Origin of the sequence: Allomuricauda ruestringensis DSM 13258, assembly GCF_000224085.1 — a bacterium.
Classification (GTDB): domain Bacteria; phylum Bacteroidota; class Bacteroidia; order Flavobacteriales; family Flavobacteriaceae; genus Flagellimonas; species Flagellimonas ruestringensis.
In genome coordinates this window covers 1,466,901-1,489,947 of the sequence record NC_015945.1, presented here as the reverse complement: position 1 = coordinate 1,489,947, position 23,047 = coordinate 1,466,901, and the positions used below count along the sequence as shown (strand labels likewise).

Genomic DNA, 23,047 nt, shown 5'->3' with positions numbered 1-23,047 from the left:
TTTCTAAAAATATCCTTGTTTTTTTCTGTCCTCCATTGCTGTTTCCGAACGCTTATCGTCGCTTCGGTTTCCTCTTTCGGTTTGTCTCATGGCAGCTACTTCCTGCGCTATTTTCTCAACAGTATCCGCATTTGATTCTATTCCACCGGTGATGGTGATATCGCCCAGGGTCCTGAAACGTATTTTTTTGGTCACTACCTCTTCGCCCTCATCCAGCTTTAAAAATTCCGAGTTTGGAATCCAAGAGTTGCTCCTCCAAACTACTTCCCGCTCATGGGCAAAGTAAAGCGATGGTATCTTTATGTTTTCTCTTTTGATGTAGTTCCAAACATCCATCTCGGTCCAATTGCTAATGGGGAAAACCCGAAAATGCTCTCCTTCAAATTGTTTTCCATTGAACAAGTTCCACAGTTCTGGACGCTGGTTCTTGGGGTCCCACTGACCAAAATCGTCTCTGTGCGAGAAGAAACGCTCCTTAGCGCGGGCCTTCTCTTCGTCCCTTCTTCCTCCCCCAATGGCACAATCTACTTTATTGGTTTCAATGGCGTCCAACAATGTGGTTATTTGGAGGGCGTTCCTTGTGGCGTTCTTTCCTTTTTCCTCGGCTACCCTTCCTTGATCAATCGACTCTTGTACCGAACCCACAATGAGTCTTACACCCAAACCATCAATAAGGTCGTCCCTAAATTTAATCGTTTCTGGAAAGTTGTGACCTGTGTCCACGTGCATTAAGGCAAAAGGAATTTTGCTCGGGTAAAACGCCTTTCTTGCCAAATGGGTCACCACTATGGAATCCTTACCTCCGGAAAACAAGATTACCGGATTTTGAAACTGGGCCCAAACTTCTCTCATTATAAAAATAGCTTCGGACTCTAGCTCATCTAAATAGTTTAAATAGTATTTACTCATTACAATTGTAATTTGGGTCGAATCAATTCATATATTCTGTTTACCGCTTCTTCTACGGACTCTTTTTCCGTTAAAACAATATTTGGGCGCAAAGGTACTTCATAGGGGCTGGAAATGCCCGTCATATCCTTTATTTCTCCTTTTCTTGCCTTTTTATAAAGACCTTTCACATCTCTTTTTTCACATTCTTCCAAGCTGGTGTCCACAAAAACCTCTATATAATTCTCTTCTCCTACCGTTTTTTTGATGAAATTTCGGTCCTTTTCAAAAGGGGCCACAAAAGCTGCCAAAACCACCATACCTGCATCCACGAACAAATGGGCTATTTCCCCTATTCTGCGGTTGTTTTCTGATCGGTCCTCCTCGGAGAACTTTAAATCCCTATTTATTCCTCTTCGAACATTATCGCCATCCAAGACATAGGTTTTTATGTTTGCTTCAAACAACTTTTGCTCCAAAGCACAAGCGACTGTGGATTTTCCCGAACCGGAAAGACCGGTGAAGAAAACTAGGAATGAATTATGGCCATTGGCCTTTCTTCTTTCATCCATTCCAATTTTATAATTATGCTTTATGATGTTCTCCCCCATTTTTTTGCTCGTTTCCTTTTATCTAGACCATAGTTGATCTTGTACCACGATCTTTCATGAAAATAATACAATATCATTTTTGTGATGACCTCGGCAAATCCGATTTTAAGTCCCGTGAAAGGGTCTCCGGATATAATCCATGATAGTATAATAGTATCCAAGGTGCCCAAGGCCCTCCATGTTATCGTTTTAATTATATGTCTTTTTCTACTATCATCAATTCCAGCTTTTACCCATATTCTTTCATGAAAATAGTATAGGGCCATTTTGGTGACAACTTCTGCCAAACCTATTTTTAAGCCTGTAAAAGGATTCCCTGTGATGGCCCAAGAGAGTAAAATAGTATCCAGCGTCCCCACTACTCTCCATGTTATGGTCTTGGCCAAATGCCTTTTATAAGAAACCTTTTGCGTCATTTATTTAACCAAAAAAAATGGGTTCAAAAGATTTTCCTTGTTGTAAATCAAGTCTTCTCCAGTTTCCCAATTTGTTACCTTTAATCCTATGGCGGCACAAATGGCATGTCCGGCCGCTGTATCCCATTCCATGGTAGGGGCTACTCTGGGATAAATATCTGCTTCTCCTTCTGCTACAATACAAAATTTTAAAGAACTTCCTTTTGATACTATCTCAACAGACTTTCCATCATTTTTTAGTTGTTCAATAAACTGCTCTGTATGTTCGTTCATGTGTGAGCGACTTCCGACCACTTTGGTTTTCGAAGCGCGGCTCTTTTCTTTTGGAAGTAATCGGTTCTCTTTATCAAAAAGATTTTGAGGTAATTCCTCCGTATCACCTCCAAATATCTTGTATGATTTACCTTCCTCAACATTGGCATAGTATAGTTCCTTGGTGACGGGCACATAGATAACCCCTAGAATTGGAGTTCCATTTTTAATCAGTGCTATATTGACCGTAAACTCCCCATTACGTTTTATAAACTCTTTGGTGCCATCCAAAGGGTCTACCATCCAACAAAAATCCCAGTCTTTCCTTTCACTATAATCAAGGTTTTTTTTCTCCTCACTAATAATAGGAATGTTTGTGCTGGTTAAATAGGACATTATTACCCTGTTAGACTCTAAATCTGCTCGGGTAAGTGGTGAGTCGTCCTTTTTAAATTCTGTTTCAAAATCTGCTGAGTCATATATCTCCATAATGGCTTTTCCAGCTTCAATGGATGCTTTAACTGCTAGGGAGAGTTGTTGGTCTAAATCAATGGGATTCAATTTGTTGTTTTTTATGTTAGTGCGCTCAAATAGTTTGGCAATTTCCTATCTTTTTCAGAGAGTAGCAAATCATCAGCGCCGATTAACCACTTTATTTTCAGTTCAGGACAATCAAAACGAAGTCCTCCCTCCGCTTTGTGGTTATAGTAATTATCGCACTTGTACATTACTTTTGCCGTATCGCTCAACGTTAAAAACCCATGGGCGAAACCTCTAGGCACAAATAACTGTTTTTTGTTCTTGTCGCTCAGCTCCATGGAGAAATGCCGCGCAAAGGTAGGAGAATCTTTACGAAAGTCAACTACAACATCTTGGATTGCCCCTTCAAGAACCTGTATTAGCTTAGCTTGGGCGTGTTCCCCCCTCTGAAAATGCAACCCCCGGAGTACTCCTTTTGTGGAAAAGGATTGGTTATCCTGCACAAAGTTTACTTCTCGTCCGATTGCTTCACAAAAATCCTTGTGGTTGTAACTTTCAAAAAAATAGCCCCGCTCATCTTCAAAAACTGTGGGCTCAATTATAAAGCACCCTTTTAACTTGGTCTCCGTTGCCTTAATCATGCTTCTTTACTCAATATGCCCAACAATCTATTGCCGTAACCACTCTTCATCAATGGTTTTGCCAACTCTTTTAATGCTTCTTGGTCGATATAGCCCATTTCATACGCAGCTGCTTCTATCGACCCCGTTATCAAGCCTTGTCGCTCCTCAATCACCTCTACAAATTTTGAGGCTTGCATCAGGGCCTGGAACGTACCGGTATCCAACCAGGCTGTTCCTCTATCTAGAATACTTACATTGAGCTTGCCTCTTTTTAAGTATGCTTTGTTTACATCGGTAATCTCCAATTCGCCCCTCTTACTTGGTTCAATGCCTTTGGCTATGGAAATTACTTCGTTGTCATAAAAGTAAATCCCTGGCACTACATAACTGGACTTGGGTTCCTTTGGCTTTTCTTCAATACTAATGGCTTTTCCCTCTTCATCAAACTCGACCACACCATATCGCTGTGGGTCGTTGACCCGGTACGCATAAATAATTCCCCCATCAGGGTCATTATTTGCTTGCAACAGTTTGGACAAGCCTGCGCCGTAAAAGATATTGTCTCCCAAAATGAGAGCTACCTTATCTTTCCCAATAAAATCTTCACCTATAATGAAGGCTTCTGCCAATCCGTTGGGTGATTCTTGCACTGCGTAAGAAAAGGAACAACCATACTTTTGTCCGTCACCCAACAGTTCTTGGAACAACGGGAGGTCCTTTGGTGTGGATATAATCAATATATCTTTGATTCCTGCATACATTAAGGTGGACAATGGGTAGTAAATCATTGGCTTGTCGTAAATGGGCATCAACTGCTTGCTCACTGAAAGGGTAAGTGGGTGCAGCCTACTGCCGGTTCCTCCTGCCAAGATGATTCCCTTCATTGTATTTTATGCTTGATATTGCTTTTTATAATATTCCAAATAGTCTCCCGAGGTAACATGATCCAGCCACTCCTGATTGTCAAAATACCAATCTATGGTCTTTTCAAGACCTTCCTCAAATGTTACGGATGGCTCCCAACCCAATTCTTGGTTTATTTTGGTGGCATCAATGGCGTACCTTAAATCATGTCCCGGGCGATCCTTTACAAAGGTTATCAGTTTTTCTGAGGAGCCTTCTTGTCTTTTGAGTTTCTTATCCATCAATCGGCATAACAATTTGGTCAAATCAATGTTCTTCCACTCGTTAAATCCCCCAATATTGTAGGTCTCTCCCTTTTTTCCTTTGTTAAATACCAAATCAATTGCCCTAGCATGGTCTTTTACGTACAACCAATCACGGGTATAATTTCCATCACCATAAACAGGCAACGGCTTGTTTTGTATGATATTGTTAATGAACAAAGGAATCAATTTCTCCGGGAATTGATTAGGACCATAATTGTTGGAGCAATTGGAAATAACATATGGTAATTTATAGGTCGCTCCATAAGCTCGCACAAAATGGTCGGAGCTCGCCTTTGAGGCGGAATAAGGCGAGTTTGGATCATACGCTGTGCTTTCGGTAAAAAACCCCTCTTTGCCCAAGCTGCCATACACCTCATCGGTGCTTATGTGATAAAACAAGAAGTTTGAGTTGTTCTTGGCCAACTCCAACGAAGCATTTAATAAATTGACCGTGCCCAAAATATTGGTTCGCACAAAGGATAAGGGATCCGAAATGGAACGGTCGACATGGGATTCTGCGGCCAGATGAATCACACCATCAAATTTATGTTTAGAAAAAAGCTCATTGATAAAATCGGAATGGGCGATGTCCCCTTTTACAAATGAGTAGTTGAAAGCTTCTTCAACATCCTTTAAATTTTCCAAATTTCCCGCATAGGTCAAGGCGTCCAGATTAAAGATTTTGTAGTGACCGTACTTGGTTACGAACCGCCGAACTACATGAGAACCGATAAACCCGGCTCCTCCTGTAATTAAAATGTTTTTTGGAATATCCTTTTCCATGTAAACTCCTTTATAATCCTATGCGTCCTGTTTCTAAAAGGAATATAGCCTTCTATTAATCATGAAAGAACACTGTTCTTTGGCCTCTTTGCGAAAGTACGATAATTCGTGTCCAAAACAAGGTTGACCTTGCCTGTAAGCCCATTCTCTTCCAGTATTTGCTTGGCAAATTCATACCACGTCATCGGTTTGCCGTCGGTAAAATGATATATGCCGAAGGGCTTTTTTTTCAACACGATTTCATTTAAAATAAATTCTGCCAATGTCTCCGTGTCAGTCGGACATCCTTTTTGGGCATTTGTTATGTACAAATCTTCTCCTGCCAGAGCCTTTTTCAAAATTGTACGATAAAAATTATGACCGAATTTTTTGCTGTACAGCCAAGATGACCGAATTATATAGTGGTTGGGTAAAATCTCTTGAATAAACCGCTCTCCCCTTAGTTTGGACCTACCATATTCGTTGATTGGGTTGGTTTTGTCATTAACAGTGTATGGATCCTCTTTTTCTCCATCAAAAACATAATCCGTGGAAATATGGATTAGAGTAGTTGTATGGTCTCTACATACCTCGGCTAAATTTTTTACACCTTCCGCATTCACCGAGAAAGCCTTTTCGGGGTGCTTCTCTGCATCCTCTACATGGGTATAGGCGGCACAATTGATACAGAAGTCATATTGCCTTTTCTGAAAAGCATCTACTAACTGAGCGGGTTGGGTAATATCAAGTGCTGCGGATGCTTTGAAATCAAAAAAAACCTCTGGAAAATCATGTGACTGTTCCTGGAGCGTAAGCCCAAGTTGGCCTCTAGACCCGGTTACCAAGATTCTAACCATTACATTCGTTTTCTTTCACCAGCTGGAACCAAAAAACTGTTTTGGAGATAACCTTTTTAGGGACAATCTATTTTTGGTTATATGTTTTGAGGTATCTGTTCAACTCAAGCAAGGCCAAAACACCAAGCGCCAAGGCCAACAACAATATTGGAAGTAAAAATTTATAGCTATTCCAAAACCCCTTTAGTTCCACACCTCTTGTAGGAAAATCGCTTATTACATTCACAATCGTCGATTTATTGGCCCGTTCTTTGTTCAAGGCAACCAATTTCTCTTTGAGAACATCTTTTTCTTGCACCAACTCCAACTCCCTGCCTTGTGATTCTGAACTTTCCGCAAGATTAATGTTGGTCCCTTGCATGGGTTTGTCCGCCTCCTTGACCATTACTGTCTTGTACAGGCTCTGCAGAGAGTCAATCTCGGCAAGCTGGTTTTTGTAGATTTCTTCTTGGAGGTCCAAGTTCTCATCGTTGATTCTTTTCTGAAGCTTAAAATATTGATTGACCGCAATCGAATTGATAATGGCCGGTTGCGCCTTTTTGGCCACCTTATTGTCCGTACTTATTACAGAGATTTGATGGAACCGAGCATCCAATGAATTGAAGTTCTCCAAATAATTCTCGTAATCTATTGCTTTAACCGTGGTGGTGTCCAACTCCCTGATAAACTCATCAAAGAGTTTTATTTTCTGGTTCTCATCGGAATACGAGTCGGTGAAGATTTCCTTAACACTGGCCGCTTCGTGCTCGGTAATGTTCAATGCTGTGGCCAAGGCTACAGAGTCTTTTGCATCTGCTAAATCATTATAAAAGGCTACATTATTGTACAGCTGCTGAACGCTGTTGAAATTGGGTTCCACAACCATTCTGGAAATATACTTTTCCGGTAGGGTTTTGTCCAAAATAAATCCTCCCACTCCGCCAATGATAACGGCTGCCCCAATGACAATGATGTTCTTCTGCACAAAAATGAGGAACAGCATTGCCAAGTGGAAAATTCCCTTAAAAATGCTGCCGATAAAATTGAAGAACTTCTGAAAACCCCTCCCGATCATCTGGAACAATTGTCCCAAATCTATTTCATCTGAATTATTCTGATTTACTGGTTGGTCTGCCATTTCCTATAAATTGAATATTTGTTTTAAAATCCTGTCCGTAATTAAATATGTGGGCTTAACCCCCGTTGTTCCCAATCCACCCGAAGCCAATGTGCTTCCTGTTTCCAAAGGATTGTCCGATGCATAATAGGCATAACGCACCTTAACATCCTTTTTTATGCTTTTTCGTATTTGGGATGCCGATTGTATCGCTTTTTGATAGTGCACTCCCTCCATTTCCAAACCTATCACATTCCATGTGGATTCGTGAAAAAAATGGAGAATATCGCGGTTTTGAAGCGATGTTCCCAAAACGGTAACCATTGTGCCTTCCATTACTTTTAGGCCATGTCCTTCAAAATCCGAACCGTTCAGTTCGTTTTTAAAGGGGTAATTGTCCGCTGTTCCTTCAAAAATATGTGCCGAGGGAATCATTAAATCGCCTTTACCGCCTTCCAAAATTCCAGCTTTTCCCATTATGGAGACCGAATCAACGTTCAGGAAAATCTTTTCATCATCTTCTTCCATAGGCTTTAAAAGTTCATCTATGGTTTCATAAGCTTGTTCCCCAAAGGCATAGTCCATCACAAATATAACGGGTTTTTCTTCCTCCGAAATATCCGCTGGCAACTTATAGCAACAACTCTGTTTTCCGAACTTGGCCGTATCAAAGATTTGAATGTCAATATTGGCTCCCGATTCGTCGTCCAAAAAAATCATGCCGTTCTTTTCGGCAAGATTTTTTACTTTTTTATTGAGGCTTTTATGCTTCTCGGAGCCTAATGCCTCATAAATATCCAAGGATTCATTATCGGGAAACTCTTGGGCTAATGCCTTTTTGGCAAAAAGCGAGTTCATAACACTGTGCATGTTCGCACTGATAATATGAAGCGGCCTGTGCATCAAATTATGCGCTTTTAGCGTTTTCTTTATTTTATCGGCCCACTTTTCTCCGTGAATATGATGCCCCAAACGCTCCCGCAACAAAGGGCTGAAGGTAATCGTTCTTTTATTGCCCGTAGTCTCTTCTTCAATAGCGAGTTTTCCCAACCAATACATCACATTTAAAAAACGGTCGGGATCCTTCGCGGTCTTCAATTTGTTTTGGATATCAACGACCTCATCAAAAGTTCTCCCCAAAATATTGGCACAGTGGATCAGGGCCACCTCTCGTTCATCATTATTCTTTTCCTCGCTCAGCACAAATTCGGTAAGCTTGTCCCAATCTCGAATGGTGGCATTGCCATCATCCACCAAAACTCTTTTGGAAATCTTATCAGATTCAACGAACAAAAAGGTAAGGTGGGTCAAAATATCATAGATATCGCTTCTGCCGCGTGTGATTTCGATGTTCATTTGCTCATCGTCTATTCGGTAGCAGTTTCTTCGCCTTTTGGGCGGCACAATGGGTTTTAAGTGTGATTTGGCAAAGCCTTCATCGGAAGTCAGATTGATGAAACGGCACTCCTCAATGCCTTCGGGCAAGCGTTCCAGGACATAAATCAGTCCGTTGAGTTCCGCCTTGTCCTCTGCTATGGTGCCGTAAATTTCGGGCCTGAGCAATAAAAGTGCATTTCGAAGTGCGTTGCCCGAAACGCCCGATGGTTTGTAAAACCCACGGTTGAGCAAATGGCGCATAGTTATGTACAAACGCTCGATTGCATTCGTGGACTCTTGCGCCCTGGTTGTCTGTTTTACTTCTGTTGCCATCATAACTTCTGGCAAAATAAGCGATTTCCTATAAAAATTAAACAGTTATGGGTCAACTAATTTTAAAGGGATGCAATCCATCGGCCACTTTACGGTCGTTGGCAAGGCGCTGCACCTTGTTCTGTCCGCCCAATTTACCTATGGATTTCATATATTCTTGAAACCCATTTGGCTTAATGTTACTGATTTTTAAGGGTTGAAGAATGTGCCCATCGATCAGATCAAAATAGTAACTGTTTTGTTTTTTCATGCTTTCTTCGATGATTCCAGAAAATTTTGTCCAATCTGATGGCTCTTTCTGAAATTCGATAAACCATTCGTGATAGGGAAGCTCTCCTTCTTTCGGGTTGGTCTGGGGAGCTACGGTAAATTCGTTTACTACAGCATCCGTCTGCTCTACGGCCAATCGCAGAGCTTCTTCCACCTCTTTGGCTATTACATGTTCCCCGAATGCCGAAATAAAATGCTTGATTCTCCCAGACACCATAATTTTGTAGGGAGTTTTGGAAATAAACCGAATGGTATCCCCAAGGTTGTAGCCCCACAATCCGGCATTGGTGGAAATTACCATGGCATAATCTACATCCAATTCCACATCCGCAATGGTCAATCGCTTCGGGTTTTCATCAAAAAACTCATCTGCCTTTACAAATTCATAAAAGATTCCTGCGTCCAAAAGCAACAACATTCCCTTTTCCTTTTGGGAGTTTTGATAAGCAAAAAAACCTTCGCTCGCGGGAAAAAGCTCAATACTGTCCACTTTTCTTCCTATCAGGTTTTCAAATTTGGCCCGGTAAGGTTCGTAATTAACGCCTCCATAGATGAACAATTGGAACTCCTTGAAAAGATCACCCACTTTTTTTCCCGCCTTGGTGTTGAGTTTTTCAAAATACATCTGCACCCAAGAAGGAATCCCCGCAATAACGGTCATGTTCTCCCTTTCGGTCTCTTCAACAATTTTGTCCACTTTGGTCTCCCAATCCTCAATGCAATTGGTCTCCCAACTCGGCAATCGGTTTTTTTGGAGATAATTGGGCACGTAATGAGCGGATATGCCAGAGAGTCTACCCAATTTGATTCCATTTTTCTCCTCCAAAATGGGGCTGCCCTGTAAAAAAATCATTTTTCCATCCACAAAATCGGCGTTTCCTGTTTCGTGAATGTAATTGAGTATGGCATTCCGTGAAGCTTCTACCTGATTTTTTATGGATGGTTTGGTAATAGGGATATACTTTGCTCCCGAAGTAGTGCCCGAAGTTTTGGCAAAATAAATGGGTTTTCCCGGCCAAAGCACATCACTCTTGCCATCAATAATTTGTTGGACGTATCCTTTTAGTTCTTCATAATCCCGAATTGGAACCCGTTCCACAAAATCTTGATGGGAACGAATCTCTTCAAAATCATGGTCCTTGCCAAAAACAGTTCCCTTAGCTTGGGCCACTAGTTGATTAAACACCTTTTGTTGGGTTTTTACGGGCCGGCGCATCCATTTATTGGTTTTTTTTGCTATCCGATTCGCAAATATTTTTGCCGCAAACGCTTTTAAGGACATTTAGTTGAAATCAATATAGTTCTGTGGATCAACGGGCTTTCCTTTTCTCCAAAGTTCAAAATGCAGGTGCGGTCCTGTTGTGAGCTCTCCCGTATTTCCAATCGATGCGATCACTTCTCCAGCTTTTACCATATCTCCTTGGGATTTGCTCAAAGAACCGTTGTGCTTGTACACGGAGGTTATTCCTTCTTGATGCTCGATAATGATAACATACCCTGTTTCCGTAGTCCATTCGGCAAATAAAACCGTGCCACCTGCAATGGATTTTACAGGTGTTTCCCTTGGAGCGACCAAATCAACGGCATAGTGTTTAGTCTTTTGGTCAAACCCTTGCGAAACAGTCCCGTTGACAGGCGAAAAGAACAAGGTTGCCAAGTTCTCGACATCTCTTTCAAAAAGATTGTACTTGTCTTCCAGTTCCACTTCTTCCCTCAACAATAAATCTTGTCTAATTGGAGTAAGATCCACGGAAGCTGGGTCCAATTTATATTGGTCAAAAAGTGAGTCGCGATTTACTTGATTGTTCTCGATATCTCCCCGCAGCACCTTTCTCACATTGTCCAAATACCTGTTGGTATAATTAAGTACGGTAACCAATGAGTCCGTTTTATAAGTAAGCTCGGTGGCCTGCCGTTTCAACCTTGTGGAAGAATAGCCTGGAATATATTCCCGTAGCGGGGTAAAGGCAATGATCAAGGTGGTAACCCCTATTAAAACTATAATAAACAAAGTTCCGGTAACAAAAACATTAAGTCTGTTGAGCTTAAAGGATATCTTTTCCTCAAAGGTGCTTTCGTTAAGAATTACCAAGCGATACTTGTGCAGCAGCTTGCGCTTTATCTCTTTTCTTTTCTTTTTGTCCTTTGCCATGGTGAACAAAGATAGGCTTAGATTTTAATTTGCATGTTAAGCTTTTTAAAAAAGCTGTAGGGGATAAGTTCCTAAAAATCATTTTCAAATGCTAATTTTCGTTAATCGAATGTGCTCTTCAACATCTTTTTAGTATTTTTACATTTCTAATTAAAGCATTTGATGATATGATTGCTCAAACTATATTTCTTGGTATGTTAGGTCCTTGGCAGATTGTTTTGATCGTTGCCGTGGTAGTTTTGCTTTTTGGAGGCAGAAAGATTCCAGAACTTATGAAAGGTCTTGGAAACGGAATCAAAGAATTCAAAAACGCCACGAAGGAAGACGAAAAACTGGAAGGGGAAACGAACGAGCCAAAATCCTAAATTGGCCGATAGCGGGTAAAGCCTGCTGTCTGTAATGAGGGTTTTCGACCATCGACAACATCTTTTTGGCATTCAACGCCACATATTCCCCCTTTCACAACAAAAAATTATCACCCCACTTACCATATCCTATTTTAGCGGTTCAAACTAAACTGGTAAGCCCCTATGCTTAACCTCCAAATGAATCCAATCGTTCATTTGTGCAGATGGAGTGGTAATGAAAAGACTGATCTTGCTTTTATTCTTCCTATGCTCTTTTGGGATGTTTTCCCAAGAGCTTGCCCTATACGAAGTCGATGGGACGTCCTCCTCTTCCAATAGGTTTGCTCCTTCTACAGAAAAGAACTCTTCCAGTTTTGTAAAACATCTTGATGGTTTAAGCAATAAAAAACTGACTCGCTACCTCAAAAAAGAAGGAATTCCAAAAAAGCTTATTGCAAAAGACAACGATTACTTTGATAAAATGTGGTACGCCGAATCGGCACACATTTTTGATGTTGTACTGGAAAAAACCGAAGCCGAACACACATCATCCTTGCTGTCAAAGGCAGGGGATTCACATTACTACACGGGAAATCTTGAAAAAGCTTACGAGTGGTACCACGAGCTTTACCAGCAGTATCAAGAGGAAATGCATGAGGATACTTATTTAAAATATACCCAAACCTTAAAGGGAACAGGAAAGTATCGCAAGGCCGCAACCCTAACAAAGATCCTGCGACAAAAAAGGGACGAGCCCTTAAATGAGCTCAATAAAATAGACCCGCGCACATGGGAAGGGGTCTACACCGTTAAAATCAAGAATTTGGGCATTAACTCCCGGTATTCTGATTTTTCTCCCATGTTCCACAACGGTTCTGATATTGTTTATGCCTCTGCAAAGGACACCTTATTTTTGACAAGTCGCCGTTACCGTCGTACCAATCAACCTTTCCTAGACCTTTACGTTGCAAAAAGCAAGAACAAGGAGGGTGACCTTTCCTCTCCGCGAAAATTTTCAAAAAAAATCAATACCAAGTACCATGAAGCCTCTATGGCATTTTCTCTTGACCAAAAAACCATTTATTTTACAAGGAACAACTATGGCAAACGTTTAAAAAGGGGCAAAAATGGTATAAATCACCTAAAAATATATCGTTCTCAATATACCAATGGTGAATGGGGCAAGGCCGAAGAGCTCCCCTTTAACAGTGAAGATTATTCTACGGGCCACCCGACCATTAGTCCAGATGGCACAAAAATGTATTTTGTTTCCGATAGGCCCGGTGGTTTTGGGGAAACGGATATTTATGTTGTTGATATTGCCGAAAAAGGGGGCTTTTCCGAGCCAAAAAACCTTGGAAGGACCATCAACACCGAATACAAGGAAATGTTTCCTTATGTCGCCGAAAACGCCCTTTATTATTCTTCCAACAGGCCCATGGGCTTTGGCGGTTTGGATGTGTACAAATCTGATGGGGCAAATGGGGAGTTCGGCATAGGAATCAACCTGGGAAAACCCATCAACAGTAACAAAGATGATTTCTCCTATATTATTGATGCTACGGGAGAGCAAGGTTATTTTGCATCCAATCGCAAAGGGGGCAAGGGGGATGACGATATTTACTCTTTTAAATACACACTCAACCTAAATGCCATTGTCGGTTCCGTTGAAAACGAGTCAACAGGAGGGGCCGTGAACAAAGCCTCTATATCCTTGTACAATAACGAAGGTAAGTTGATAAATGAAGCCGTCTCGGATACAGCTGGCAACTATTTGTTCAAAAACCTTGGTTCAACAACGAACTATACCGTGGTGGCCAAGAAAAAAGGGTTCGTTAAGGATAGCCTGCCCGTGGAAACCAAGGAAAACGAAAACATATCGGTGACCCAATACCTAAAGAAACTGGTTGAGGAAAAACCAATTGTTGACCTGTTTGAGCCCAGCGATGTGTACTTTAATTTTGATAGTTTTAAAATCACCCCCCGTTCCGCTCAAGAATTGGACAAGCTGGTTACCGTATTAAAAGAAAACGAAAGCTTGGCCTTAAAAATCGAATCCCATACCGATGCCATTGGCCCAGAAGCTTACAACAAATATCTATCCGACAAGCGGGCCAAATCTACTCGTGATTACCTTGTTTCTCAAGGAATCGACCCTTCAAGAATTATTAGCGCCATTGGTTATGGTGAAGAACGTTTGTTGAACAATTGCTCCAATGGAACACGGTGTGCTGCAGACCAGCACCGTTTAAACCGAAGGTCTGAATTTATTCTGGTTTCTGAATAAACAGTCCCAAACCATTCTGATCAGTCCATAATTTTTTCTTTTCCGCTTTCCAGCGCAGTTTGTCGATCTTTCTGTCCGCCTGACTGTTTATGGCAACATGCCGTTTATCGATCAAAATGCTATCCTTGCGGATTCTGGGCCTTGGCCCAAGACTTTAAACTTATTTTACTGCCTTTTGTCCGTTTGTTTTCGATTCTTTTCCGCTAAATCAAACCTTTGACCTGTCTTTAAACCTTAAATCATACTTTATGAAAAAACTATTACTTGTTAAAGAGATATATATTGAAGGGTTCCGCAACTTGGGACATTTTATAGTTGAAAAATATTTCAAAATATTCGCCTGGTTTAGCTTTATCTTGTTCTTTATAGTGCTTTATGCCTTTATTTACAGGATGTCCACTGGCTTTGCATTTGATTGACCCCCTAAGCTTTAAAGAACAAAAAAGAGGCTGTCTAAAAAGTCGGTTTTCGTCAACCTGAACTTGTTTCAGGTTCTCATAATGATTTGTTTATCAATATGATGGGATTCTGAAATAAATTCAGAATGACGTATTTCAGTACTTTTTAGACAACCTCTTCCATTTTATCTAAATTGTATTGTTTTAATCCGATGCAGCGGAAGGTTCAAATTCGACCGTCTTCAATATCGCCTCCAGCTCAAACATGTAATCTCTTTTGGCTTCTGAAGGGGCAAAGGTGAACCCTTCGATAATCATTTTTCGATTGTTTTCTTCATCGTTGATGATGTAGGTTAAAAATGGGCCAGCCATTGGATATCCGTGGATTTCCCAGACTCCTTTTACCTCAGCAGCTTTTTTTCCTCCGATTTCGGCGGGGAATACATAGGGAGCAAAAGCTTTCTCCGTAATCATGTAGGTATTCTCATAAGGTCCTGGGATGTACTTTTCTCCTATGGAATCTCTCATTCGCACAATGTCCTCAACAAAAGTGGAATCGTTGCTGAAATAATCCCATGGCATTTCGTAAGCTATGATGTTCATGGTGCCTTTCGGAATCTGAATATCCATCCAAACAAAATTATCTTCTCTTCTCCCTACTTTATAGAGTGACGGAACGTCGAGGTGAATTCCAAATTCTTCTTCCAATGCCTTGTCCTTGCTCAAGGAGCGTTCAAAACGTCTTTGTGCTTCGGCAATCTCGTTTGCCTTGAATTCTTTTATGGCCCTATCGGCCAAGGAATCCAAATTTTTGATCATCACTTCCTCTGTAGGCCCCGTTACCACGGCAACTTTTTGCGGTTTTGCGTATGCATCGTCCTTTATGTGCGCCAAAGATGTAGAATCTTGCTCTACATATAGGATGGACCTGGAATGGGTAGTTGTGCCCTTAAAAACTTTCGGGGGTACCTGGGTAAGGGTAAATTTGGGCTCTATCTGTGGCAAACCAACAATTTGTGCGGCAAATTCATCCCTTATTTTTTCTCCTACGGGCCCTCTCCAAAGTTCGGTGTCCATAATAACCATTAAGGTGTTGATGCCCCCAGTTGAAGGTGGTAGAAATTTTTTCTTTGAACCTGAGCCTTTACAGGCCCCCAATGCCAACAAAGCTGTGGCAATCAATAGTATTCCTAATTTTTTCATCTTGTGCTAAATTTACGAAGAACAATCACACAATTTAAGTTTTGTGCCCGGTTTTAAGTTGTTACCACTAATACCGTTCCATTCTCGTAAATTTTCTATGGAAACTCCAGGATATTTTTTGGAAATCGTCCAAAGGGAATCTCCCGAGCGTACTGTATGAATTTTAGACCCGCTTACAACAGTTCCCGAAGACTTTGGGTTATTGCTCTTTGAATCATTTTTGGCGATATACGGCTTTCTTGGATAAATAGTCAACCGTTGGCCAACACGAAGATTGTTACTTCGCAATCCGTTCCATCTTTTAATTTGACTGACCCCGACGCCATAACGCTCTGCTATCTTGCCCAAATAATCCCCGCTCTTTACCCTATATCTAATCTGGTCTTTGGCCGTAACCATATTTGGCAATGGTTTTTCCAAAGAGTCCAGTTCCTTCTTTACATAGGCATAGATTTCTTCTTCATTGGATACAAATTTCCCGATTTTGGATTTTGGCAAGCGCAATGCATAATCTTTTCCCTCAACTTTTGGTATGATGTTGAGTTTATAAGCAGGATTCAACATTTCCAGTTCCTTCGTGCTAATGTCCACCAACTTGGAGATTTGATCAAAGGTGATCAAGTTTTTTACATGAACGGTATCCGTTTCAAAATAAGGCCGCTCCGCTTTTTTGTATTGCAACCCATGCTCCTCGGCATATTCAAAAATGTACATGGTTGCCAAGAACGCTGGAAGATACCCTGCTGTTTCACGTGGAAGAAATGGCCTGATGTTCCAATAGTTTTCGTATCCGCCAGAACGGCGAATGGCCTTGTTTACATTTCCCGGGCCCGAGTTGTATGCTGCCAATGCCAAATCCCAATCCCCAAAAATATCGTACAATCTGGAAAGGTATTTGCTCGCAGCTTTGGTCGCCATTATGGGGTCGTGCCTTTCATCCACATAGCTGCTTACGTCCAGTCCGTACATTTTACCTGTGCTGTACATAAACTGCCAAAGCCCCTTGGCCCCCACTCGGGATCTTGCCTTTGGATTAAGGGCGGATTCCACGATCGCCAAATATTTAATTTCCAAAGGAATGTTTTGGTTGTCGAGCTCTTGTTCAAACAAGGGAAAGTAAAACTGGCTTGCCGTAATCATGCGTTGCATCAAGTCTCTTCTACGTGTCAAAAAAGATTTGATCACACTCTCCAAAGATGAATTATAGGTAATGTTGAAAGGGGTCTTCTCGTCCATTCGAGCCAAACGTGCCTTCAAGGTATCCGTTGGCAAATCCACCACAAAAATGGAATCGTGCTCAGGACTTTTCTGAATTTCCAAAAGCATGTCGCTGAAGAGATCCGCGTTGCTGTGAAGCTCGTTCAGCCAAAGGCTGTCATACTTCCAAGCCTCTTCCAGATCACGCAGCCTGAACTTCCCATCTTCATGCGTTTCCAGAGCCATAAGCTGACCATCGATTTTAATGTTGGATACTTTTATGGCGGCTTCTTCCTCCTGATGCGGAGCGGTGGAGTCCGGCTCCACTTTAGTAGTGTCTATCTTTTGTTGCGCACCAACATACGGAGCTGCGGACAAGATGACCGCAAAAACAGCTATTTTCAATTTCTGGCTCATTTGGACAAGGTTTGATTTTGGGGCAAACGAAAATGGCTTTTTTTTCTGAAACAGTAAAGCCCTGAGACAAAATTCTCTAACTTTTAACGTTTCCCCCAATAACTCACAACGTGATACTTAGCCCAATATTGCAGCAATGCCAGGTAGAGTTTTCCCTTCCAAACTTTCCAACATGGCCCCGCCCCCTGTGGATACGTAGCTAACTTTGTCTTCAAAACCGAATTGCTTGACTGCAGCAACCGAATCACCGCCACCAACAAGAGAGAAGGCTCCGCTTTGCGTGGCTTCATCAATATAGTTGCCCACGGCAATGGTTCCCTTGGCAAAGTTTTCCATTTCAAAAACACCAACAGGACCGTTCCACAAAATAGTTTTGGAGGCCAAAATCACTTGTTTAAAGATTTCCAAGGTTTTTGGACCAGCGTCCAATCCTTGCCATCCATCAGGAATTTTATCTACATCAACAAATTGGGTGTTGGCGCCATTGTCAAAGTCATCGGCAGCCAAAACATCTACGGGCAGGTACACCTTTACGTTTTTAGCTTCGGCTTGTTTAAGAATCTCCAACGCCAACGTCATTTTATCGTCCTCGCAGATGGAATCCCCTACTTTACCGCCCTTTGCCTTCACAAAAGTGTAGGTCATACCACCGCCAATGATCAGGTTGTCGACTTTGTCCAATATGTTTTCTATAATGGTGATCTTGGAAGACACTTTGGCTCCACCTAAAATAGCGGTAACCGGTTTTTCGCCTGTTTCCATCACTTTGTCGATCGCTTTTATTTCTTTCGCCAACAGATATCCGAAGCATTTGTTCTCGGGGAAAAATTTCGCTACAATGGTTGTTGATGCATGTGCGCGGTGGGCTGTTCCAAAAGCATCGTTCACATAAACATCCCCGTGTTTGGACAATTCCTTTGCAAAAGACTCATCTCCCGCTTCTTCCTCGGCATGAAAACGAAGGTTTTCCAATAAAAGCACCTCTCCGCTCTGCAATCCAGCGACGGCTTCATCTGCTTTTGATCCAACACAGTCTTCTGCAAATTTTACCTGCACCCCGATAATATCGGAAACGGTTTCGGTGATGTGGGAAAGCGACATGTCCGGGTTTACCTTTCCTTTTGGTCTACCCATGTGGCTCATTAAAATGGCAGATCCGCCATCTTCCAAAACTTTGAGTATGCTAGGTTTGGCCGCATCAATACGGCTGGTGTCTGTTACATTAAAATCGCCATCCAACGGCACGTTGAAATCTACCCTGATCAATGCTTTTTTTCCTTCGAAATTAAAATCGTCTATCGTCTTCATGTAGTGTGGTCTTTTTTGAGAGCCTCAAATGTAAAGATTTCCTGCTTTTTCAATGGACAGACTTGTCCCATAATTTTAAAGTTTCTCAATTTTTAACCATTTTAATTTGATATGTTACACTGGCATCTGCTTGCGTAAGGGTTCCTAACGGGACCTCTTGTTGTTCATTTTGAATGATCATGATAAAAGAGGTGTCGGTCCAAATTTTACCTTGCTCAAAAAACAAAAGGCCCATTTACAATACCAAAGATATGGACAAAGGAATCCATGGACAGGACTATAATGTAACCCTGTTCCGATTTGTTAAAGTGAAGTTTGATTTATCTTATACCTCTAGGGAGCTATACAATCAAAAGTAGGGTCAAACCATTTTCGATTGTTATAAGGTAAAGTGATTATATTAACCCAAAAAACCTCAAATTTTATGCAACCTTTTTTTAAAAATGTAGGATTTGCTATTGGAATAGCTGTATTGTCTTTTTCTTGTAGCGATGATAATAGTAATGGCAATGTAGAGAAAGAGTCGTATAACACGACCTTTAAAATCACAGATGCCCCGGTGGACAACGCAGAAATTGAATCCGTTTTTGTTACGGTCTCCGATGTAAAGGTCAATGGCACATCACTGGAAGGCTTTAACAAAACTACTTTTAATCTGGCAGCCCTTGTCAATGGCCAGACCAAAACTTTGGGCAACCTGCAATTGGAGGCTGGCGCTTATTCCGATCTTGAACTGGTACTGGACTATGAAACCGATATGGATGGAAATTCTCCGGGCTGTTACGTAGAAATGGCAGATGGTTCAAAGGACAAAATAATATCCTCTGCGAGCAACATCGATATTATGGATACTTTTGAGGTATTTGCCTCGAATACCAATGAGGTCGTTATCGATTTTGATTTGCGAAAGACCATAAAAGAAGATCAAGGTACATTGGAAACAGATTTTGATTTTGTGACGATGTCCGAACTGTCCGCAGGAATACGGGCCGTAAACAAGGAAACTACGGGAGAAATCGAAGGGACCGTAAACGATGCAGAAAACACATCGGACAAAATTGTGGTATATGCCTATGAAAAAGGCACCTATAATGCAGAAGTTGAAACTCAGGGGCAAGGAGAAAGCAATGTGCGCTTTGCCAATGCCATTACAAGTGCCGAGGCCAGTGGACTTAACAATTCCTTCAGTCTTAATTTTCTATCGGCCGGTGAGTACGAATTGATTTTTGTATCCTACACCCAAGATGGCAATCAATTTTACTTTAACTCTACATTAGAGGTGGAATCGACCACTGGGCTCGACCTATCCGCTTTACAGATTACCTCCGCTTTACAGTTGAGCGCCAATGTAACTGTGATCGGAACCACATCATCCTAAATAGTATATTGATCTGTTGGGAAAAAGCCCCGAACCGGGGCTTTTTTATGTATTCAACCTTTACTTTCCTCCATTGGCCTGTAAGTCTGCCAAGCAAGCGGCGTCCAGTTCAGGGATATTGCCGCCACTGATCATATTGATCAGACCTTCACCGGTCTCCGCGGTCCAAAACATCAAACAGTCCTCGGCAGTACAATGTCTGCCATGTTCCGTATCCTGATGCGCACTTTGTAATGGGGTACCTGCATTGACCAACCCCAACAAATGGCCAAACTCATGGTCAAGTACGGTACTTTCCAACACCGTGGTGCTCGGGGCCAAAGGCTGCCCACTGAATTCCCTAATGGTCTCCGCAAATATTACAAAGGAAGTGTTTCGATAGGCTACCCCTAAAACAGAGCCATTCTCCGAATTTTCCGAATACGCCCCATCCAGAAACAATCCGAACACCTTGAGCGTAGAACCCTGGTTGTAGGCGGTGCGTATGTCATCCTCAAGGTTACGGACATCGGTAATGGAATATGTGTCCTGTCCCGGAGATGGGATTTCAACCAGCTCAATAGTAATGCCGCCAGATTTGCGGAGCCGTTCGGTCAAAAAGTTTTCGAAATGGTCCAAAGTGGATGTGCTGGGTTTCAATCCTTGTACATATTGAATCTCAATATACAGCTCTTCATAGTTGACATCATCCAATAAATCCCCTGCGGACTCCCCAACAGATTTCCGGTTTTCCGTTATGTTGTTGGATTGTTCTTTTCCATCATCATTTACATTGGAGTCACTATCAGATGAGCACCCCATCAAACATGATGTTAGAAGCAATATACCCAATTGCTTTACTAAAAAAGTCTTTTTAAATAATCCCATATTAATATAACGCTAATTGAAGTATTAATTGTATCATATAAAAACCGAACCACACTCCTAATAAGGATAAAACCGAATCCATTTCCCTGCTTCAACCAAAATTGTCAACAAATTTAAAAAAGCAATCAAAAGTCAGGTTAACAGCTTTTGGAACTTGTTCTGCCACAGCTTTTCATGTTCCTTAGCGGGTTTAGTAAATACGTAATCGATCATTGTCTTTTGTTTATTACAATTTGCTGATCGGCAACAATCACACCCCTTCTTTTAGATTAAATACATAACGGGTTCAACACTTAAAAATGTATCTTTGGGACATGCTTTTTAAAAATGTTTTAGGGCTCGAGCATATCAAAAACCATTTGGTGACCACGGCAGAAACGGGCCGCGTGGCCCACGCACAATTGTTTGTGGGTCCCGAGGGTTCCGGAGTGCTGCCCATGGCATTGGCATACGCCCAATATTTGCTCTGTGGCAATACGGGTGGAGAAAATGACGGGGAAAACACGGTATGCAATACCAAATGCAACTCCTTGACACACCCAGACCTGCACTTTGCATTTCCTGTTTCCAATTCGGACAAAGTGAAGTCGCATGCAGTCAGCGATCATTATTTGGAAGAATGGCGTCAGTTTGTAAAAGACCAGCCTTATGGCAACTTGTTCGATTGGTATCGGCACATCGGTATTGAAAAAAAGCAGGGCCAAATCGGGGTTGACGAAGCACAGGACATGGTGAAAAAACTTTCGTTGAAATCTTATGAGGGTGGCTACAAGGTCCTGATTGTTTGGATGGCCGAAAAAATGAATATTTCTGCGGCCAACAAGCTCTTAAAACTGATTGAAGAACCTCCGAACAAAACCATATTGCTCCTTTTGGCCGAAGATGAAGAGCAAATCATCAACACGATTCGTTCCCGTTGCCAAATTTTAAACTTTCCGCCTTTGGCTGAACAAGTGATTACCGATGAGCTAATACGGCGGGGAGTGGCACAGACCGAAGCACTTACCATTGCATTGGAAGCGAACGGTGATTTTAACAAGGCACTTGATCTTTTGAACAAAGATTCTGAAGATTTGGTATTCGAACGTTGGTTTGTGCAGTGGGTACGGAGCGCTTTTAAGGCCAAAGGCAACAAAGGTGCCGTACAGGAACTGATTTTGTGGGGCGAGGAGGTCGCCAAAACCGGTCGCGAAGTCCAAAAAAAATTCCTGAACTATTGCCTTACCATGATGCGCCAAGCGCTTTTGCTCAATTACAAAGCCAATGAACTTGTACATGCCAAAGTGCACATGGAGGGTTTTGATCTGAAAAAATTTGCTCCCTTTGTACATGAGAACAATATTTTAGATATTGTAAAGGAGTTGGAGCAGGCGATTTTTCACGTGGAACGCAACGGAAATTCCAAGCTGATTTTCACAGATCTCTCCATTAAGCTTACGAGGCTTTTGCATGCGAAGGCTGCATAAATAAAACTAATCATGGATTTGAAATCCGTGATTTTAAAGAATGAATGAAATTCTTTGTCAGCTGGTATCAGGTCCTCCCTTGATCCCTCCAAAGGAGGGAAACTTCTCCCCTTGGGGAGACTGGAGAGGGGATCATCCATAAAATTTATAGAGACTAAAGTAACTGCAATTAAACCTGACTACCGGCAAAGGCAAAGGTTTAAAGTTTAACTAAATAATAAAACTAATTATGGATAATTTACTCTCCAATGCCACAGAAATTCTACTGCTGGTATTTTTGACTATTACTTTTTTACAGAGCGGAATCGATAAGCTTATGGATTGGAAGGGCAATCTTGGATGGTTGACGGGACATTTTTCAAAATCCATTTTTAAAGGTACGGTTCCTGTGCTTCTAAGTGTCATCTTAATGCTTGAGTTGCTTTCTGGTATACTTTGTGGCGTAAGTGTTTTTCAATTTGCCATTGATGGAGAAAGTGTTTTTGGGTTCTACGGAGCTATTATTTCTGCCGTAACTTTATTGATGCTTTTGTTGGGCCAGCGGGTTGCCAAAGACTATGTTGGGGCACAAACCATTGTGGTGTATTTGATTCCAACTGTTTTTTTGGTGTATTTGATGCAATAAAAATTGTTCCAACAATGATTATCGAGTCCTTCCAAAGATCTGACCTTTCCGGCAAAGACGAAAGTCACTACAGCTTAAAGATATAATCATGTTTGGTAAAAAATCAATAGTGGCCTTGGCCCTAATAATTATCAGTTTTGTTTTGTTTGTGATGAATTTAATTGGGCTAAATAACGGTGAGGATACATTATACGGGATTTTATCCAATTTGCTTTTGATATTGGCCATGGCCTTGGTGATCGTTGGAGAAAGGAAAAAAACTGAATAA

At 41.5% G+C, this 23,047-nt stretch carries 23 protein-coding genes; 7 read left to right on the top strand and 16 right to left on the bottom strand.

Features of this window, described 5'->3' with window-relative positions:
- Window positions 1-3: 3 nt before the first annotated feature.
- The 12 genes from cysD to MURRU_RS06630 form a co-directional block, all read right to left on the bottom strand.
- Window positions 4-909, bottom strand: coding sequence for a sulfate adenylyltransferase subunit CysD (gene cysD / locus MURRU_RS06685; protein ID WP_014032684.1), 906 nt, complete (start codon window positions 907-909; stop codon window positions 4-6).
- The gene (cysC, locus tag MURRU_RS06680) at window positions 909-1,499 is read right to left on the bottom strand and encodes an adenylyl-sulfate kinase (RefSeq protein WP_014032683.1); all 591 of its coding nucleotides are present in this window, start codon (window positions 1,497-1,499) and stop codon (window positions 909-911) included. The genes cysD and cysC overlap by 1 nt, the downstream gene beginning before the upstream one ends.
- Window positions 1,481-1,915 (bottom strand): DUF2061 domain-containing protein, encoded by a 435-nt coding sequence (locus MURRU_RS06675; protein WP_014032682.1) that lies wholly within the window; start codon window positions 1,913-1,915, stop codon window positions 1,481-1,483. Before MURRU_RS06675 ends, cysC begins: the two co-directional genes overlap by 19 nt.
- Complete coding sequence (gene cysQ, locus MURRU_RS06670; RefSeq protein ID WP_014032681.1) at window positions 1,916-2,728, bottom strand: 3'(2'),5'-bisphosphate nucleotidase CysQ; 813 nt, start codon at window positions 2,726-2,728, stop codon at window positions 1,916-1,918. It abuts the gene before it with no gap.
- A gap of 11 nt (window positions 2,729-2,739) precedes the next feature.
- Window positions 2,740-3,288, bottom strand: a complete 549-nt coding sequence (gene rfbC, locus MURRU_RS06665) for a dTDP-4-dehydrorhamnose 3,5-epimerase (protein WP_014032680.1) — start codon at window positions 3,286-3,288, stop codon at window positions 2,740-2,742.
- Window positions 3,285-4,154, bottom strand: coding sequence for a glucose-1-phosphate thymidylyltransferase RfbA (gene rfbA, locus MURRU_RS06660; RefSeq protein WP_014032679.1), 870 nt, complete (start codon window positions 4,152-4,154; stop codon window positions 3,285-3,287). The genes rfbC and rfbA overlap by 4 nt, the downstream gene beginning before the upstream one ends.
- 6 nt (window positions 4,155-4,160) lie before the next feature.
- A complete protein-coding gene (gene rfbB / locus MURRU_RS06655) occupies window positions 4,161-5,222 on the bottom strand; it encodes a dTDP-glucose 4,6-dehydratase (protein ID WP_014032678.1) in 1,062 nt (353 codons plus the stop codon).
- A 59-nt stretch (window positions 5,223-5,281) separates the two neighbouring features.
- Window positions 5,282-6,058 (bottom strand): dTDP-4-dehydrorhamnose reductase, encoded by a 777-nt coding sequence (gene rfbD / locus MURRU_RS06650; protein ID WP_014032677.1) that lies wholly within the window; start codon window positions 6,056-6,058, stop codon window positions 5,282-5,284.
- 67 nt (window positions 6,059-6,125) lie between these two features.
- Window positions 6,126-7,175, bottom strand: coding sequence for a hypothetical protein (locus MURRU_RS06645; protein WP_014032676.1), 1,050 nt, complete (start codon window positions 7,173-7,175; stop codon window positions 6,126-6,128).
- A 3-nt stretch (window positions 7,176-7,178) separates the two neighbouring features.
- A complete protein-coding gene (locus MURRU_RS06640; RefSeq protein WP_014032675.1) occupies window positions 7,179-8,867 on the bottom strand; it encodes a DUF6909 family protein in 1,689 nt (562 codons plus the stop codon).
- Window positions 8,868-8,916: 49 nt separating this feature from the next.
- Window positions 8,917-10,416 carry a GH3 family acyl-acid amido synthetase gene (locus tag MURRU_RS06635; protein WP_014032674.1) on the bottom strand — a complete coding sequence of 500 codons (1,500 nt, stop codon included), beginning with the start codon at window positions 10,414-10,416 and terminating at the stop codon, window positions 8,917-8,919.
- Window positions 10,417-11,286, bottom strand: coding sequence for a M23 family metallopeptidase (locus MURRU_RS06630; RefSeq protein ID WP_014032673.1), 870 nt, complete (start codon window positions 11,284-11,286; stop codon window positions 10,417-10,419). It lies immediately after the preceding gene.
- A gap of 167 nt (window positions 11,287-11,453) precedes the next feature.
- Here MURRU_RS06630 and tatA point away from each other — a divergent pair, with 167 nt between their 5' ends.
- From tatA to MURRU_RS17910, 3 genes are all read left to right on the top strand, one after another.
- Entirely contained in the window at window positions 11,454-11,651 is a 198-nt protein-coding gene (gene tatA, locus MURRU_RS06625; protein ID WP_014032672.1) for a twin-arginine translocase TatA/TatE family subunit, read from the top strand.
- Between the two features lie 217 nt (window positions 11,652-11,868).
- Window positions 11,869-13,920 (top strand): OmpA family protein, encoded by a 2,052-nt coding sequence (locus MURRU_RS18135; protein WP_041801372.1) that lies wholly within the window; start codon window positions 11,869-11,871, stop codon window positions 13,918-13,920.
- A gap of 248 nt (window positions 13,921-14,168) precedes the next feature.
- Window positions 14,169-14,339: a DUF6747 family protein gene (locus MURRU_RS17910; RefSeq protein WP_014032670.1), complete on the top strand. Its 171-nt coding sequence runs from the start codon at window positions 14,169-14,171 to the stop codon at window positions 14,337-14,339.
- Window positions 14,340-14,522: 183 nt separating this feature from the next.
- On the opposite strand, the gene MURRU_RS06615 is transcribed toward MURRU_RS17910, so the two are convergent.
- From MURRU_RS06615 to MURRU_RS06605, 3 genes are all read right to left on the bottom strand, one after another.
- A complete protein-coding gene (locus MURRU_RS06615; protein ID WP_014032669.1) occupies window positions 14,523-15,521 on the bottom strand; it encodes a DUF4837 family protein in 999 nt (332 codons plus the stop codon).
- A gap of 12 nt (window positions 15,522-15,533) precedes the next feature.
- Window positions 15,534-17,135, bottom strand: a complete 1,602-nt coding sequence (locus tag MURRU_RS06610; RefSeq protein WP_014032668.1) for a LysM peptidoglycan-binding domain-containing protein — start codon at window positions 17,133-17,135, stop codon at window positions 15,534-15,536.
- A gap of 117 nt (window positions 17,136-17,252) precedes the next feature.
- The gene (locus MURRU_RS06605; protein ID WP_014032667.1) at window positions 17,253-18,443 is read right to left on the bottom strand and encodes a phosphoglycerate kinase; all 1,191 of its coding nucleotides are present in this window, start codon (window positions 18,441-18,443) and stop codon (window positions 17,253-17,255) included.
- A 424-nt stretch (window positions 18,444-18,867) separates the two neighbouring features.
- Between MURRU_RS06605 and MURRU_RS06600 the strand changes: the two genes are divergently transcribed.
- The gene (locus tag MURRU_RS06600; RefSeq protein WP_014032665.1) at window positions 18,868-19,821 is read left to right on the top strand and encodes a DUF4382 domain-containing protein; all 954 of its coding nucleotides are present in this window, start codon (window positions 18,868-18,870) and stop codon (window positions 19,819-19,821) included.
- 60 nt (window positions 19,822-19,881) lie between these two features.
- Here MURRU_RS06600 and MURRU_RS06595 read toward each other — a convergent pair whose 3' ends face one another.
- Window positions 19,882-20,622, bottom strand: coding sequence for a hypothetical protein (locus tag MURRU_RS06595; protein WP_014032664.1), 741 nt, complete (start codon window positions 20,620-20,622; stop codon window positions 19,882-19,884).
- 380 nt (window positions 20,623-21,002) lie between these two features.
- Between MURRU_RS06595 and MURRU_RS06590 the strand changes: the two genes are divergently transcribed.
- The 3 genes from MURRU_RS06590 (at window position 21,003) to MURRU_RS06580 (ending at window position 23,047) form a co-directional block, all read left to right on the top strand.
- On the top strand, window positions 21,003-22,154 hold the full coding sequence (locus MURRU_RS06590) for a DNA polymerase III subunit (protein WP_014032663.1): 1,152 nt from the start codon (window positions 21,003-21,005) through the stop codon (window positions 22,152-22,154).
- A 229-nt stretch (window positions 22,155-22,383) separates the two neighbouring features.
- Window positions 22,384-22,779, top strand: a complete 396-nt coding sequence (locus MURRU_RS06585) for a hypothetical protein (RefSeq protein ID WP_014032661.1) — start codon at window positions 22,384-22,386, stop codon at window positions 22,777-22,779.
- Window positions 22,780-22,867: 88 nt separating this feature from the next.
- On the top strand, window positions 22,868-23,047 hold the full coding sequence (locus MURRU_RS06580) for a hypothetical protein (RefSeq protein WP_014032660.1): 180 nt from the start codon (window positions 22,868-22,870) through the stop codon (window positions 23,045-23,047).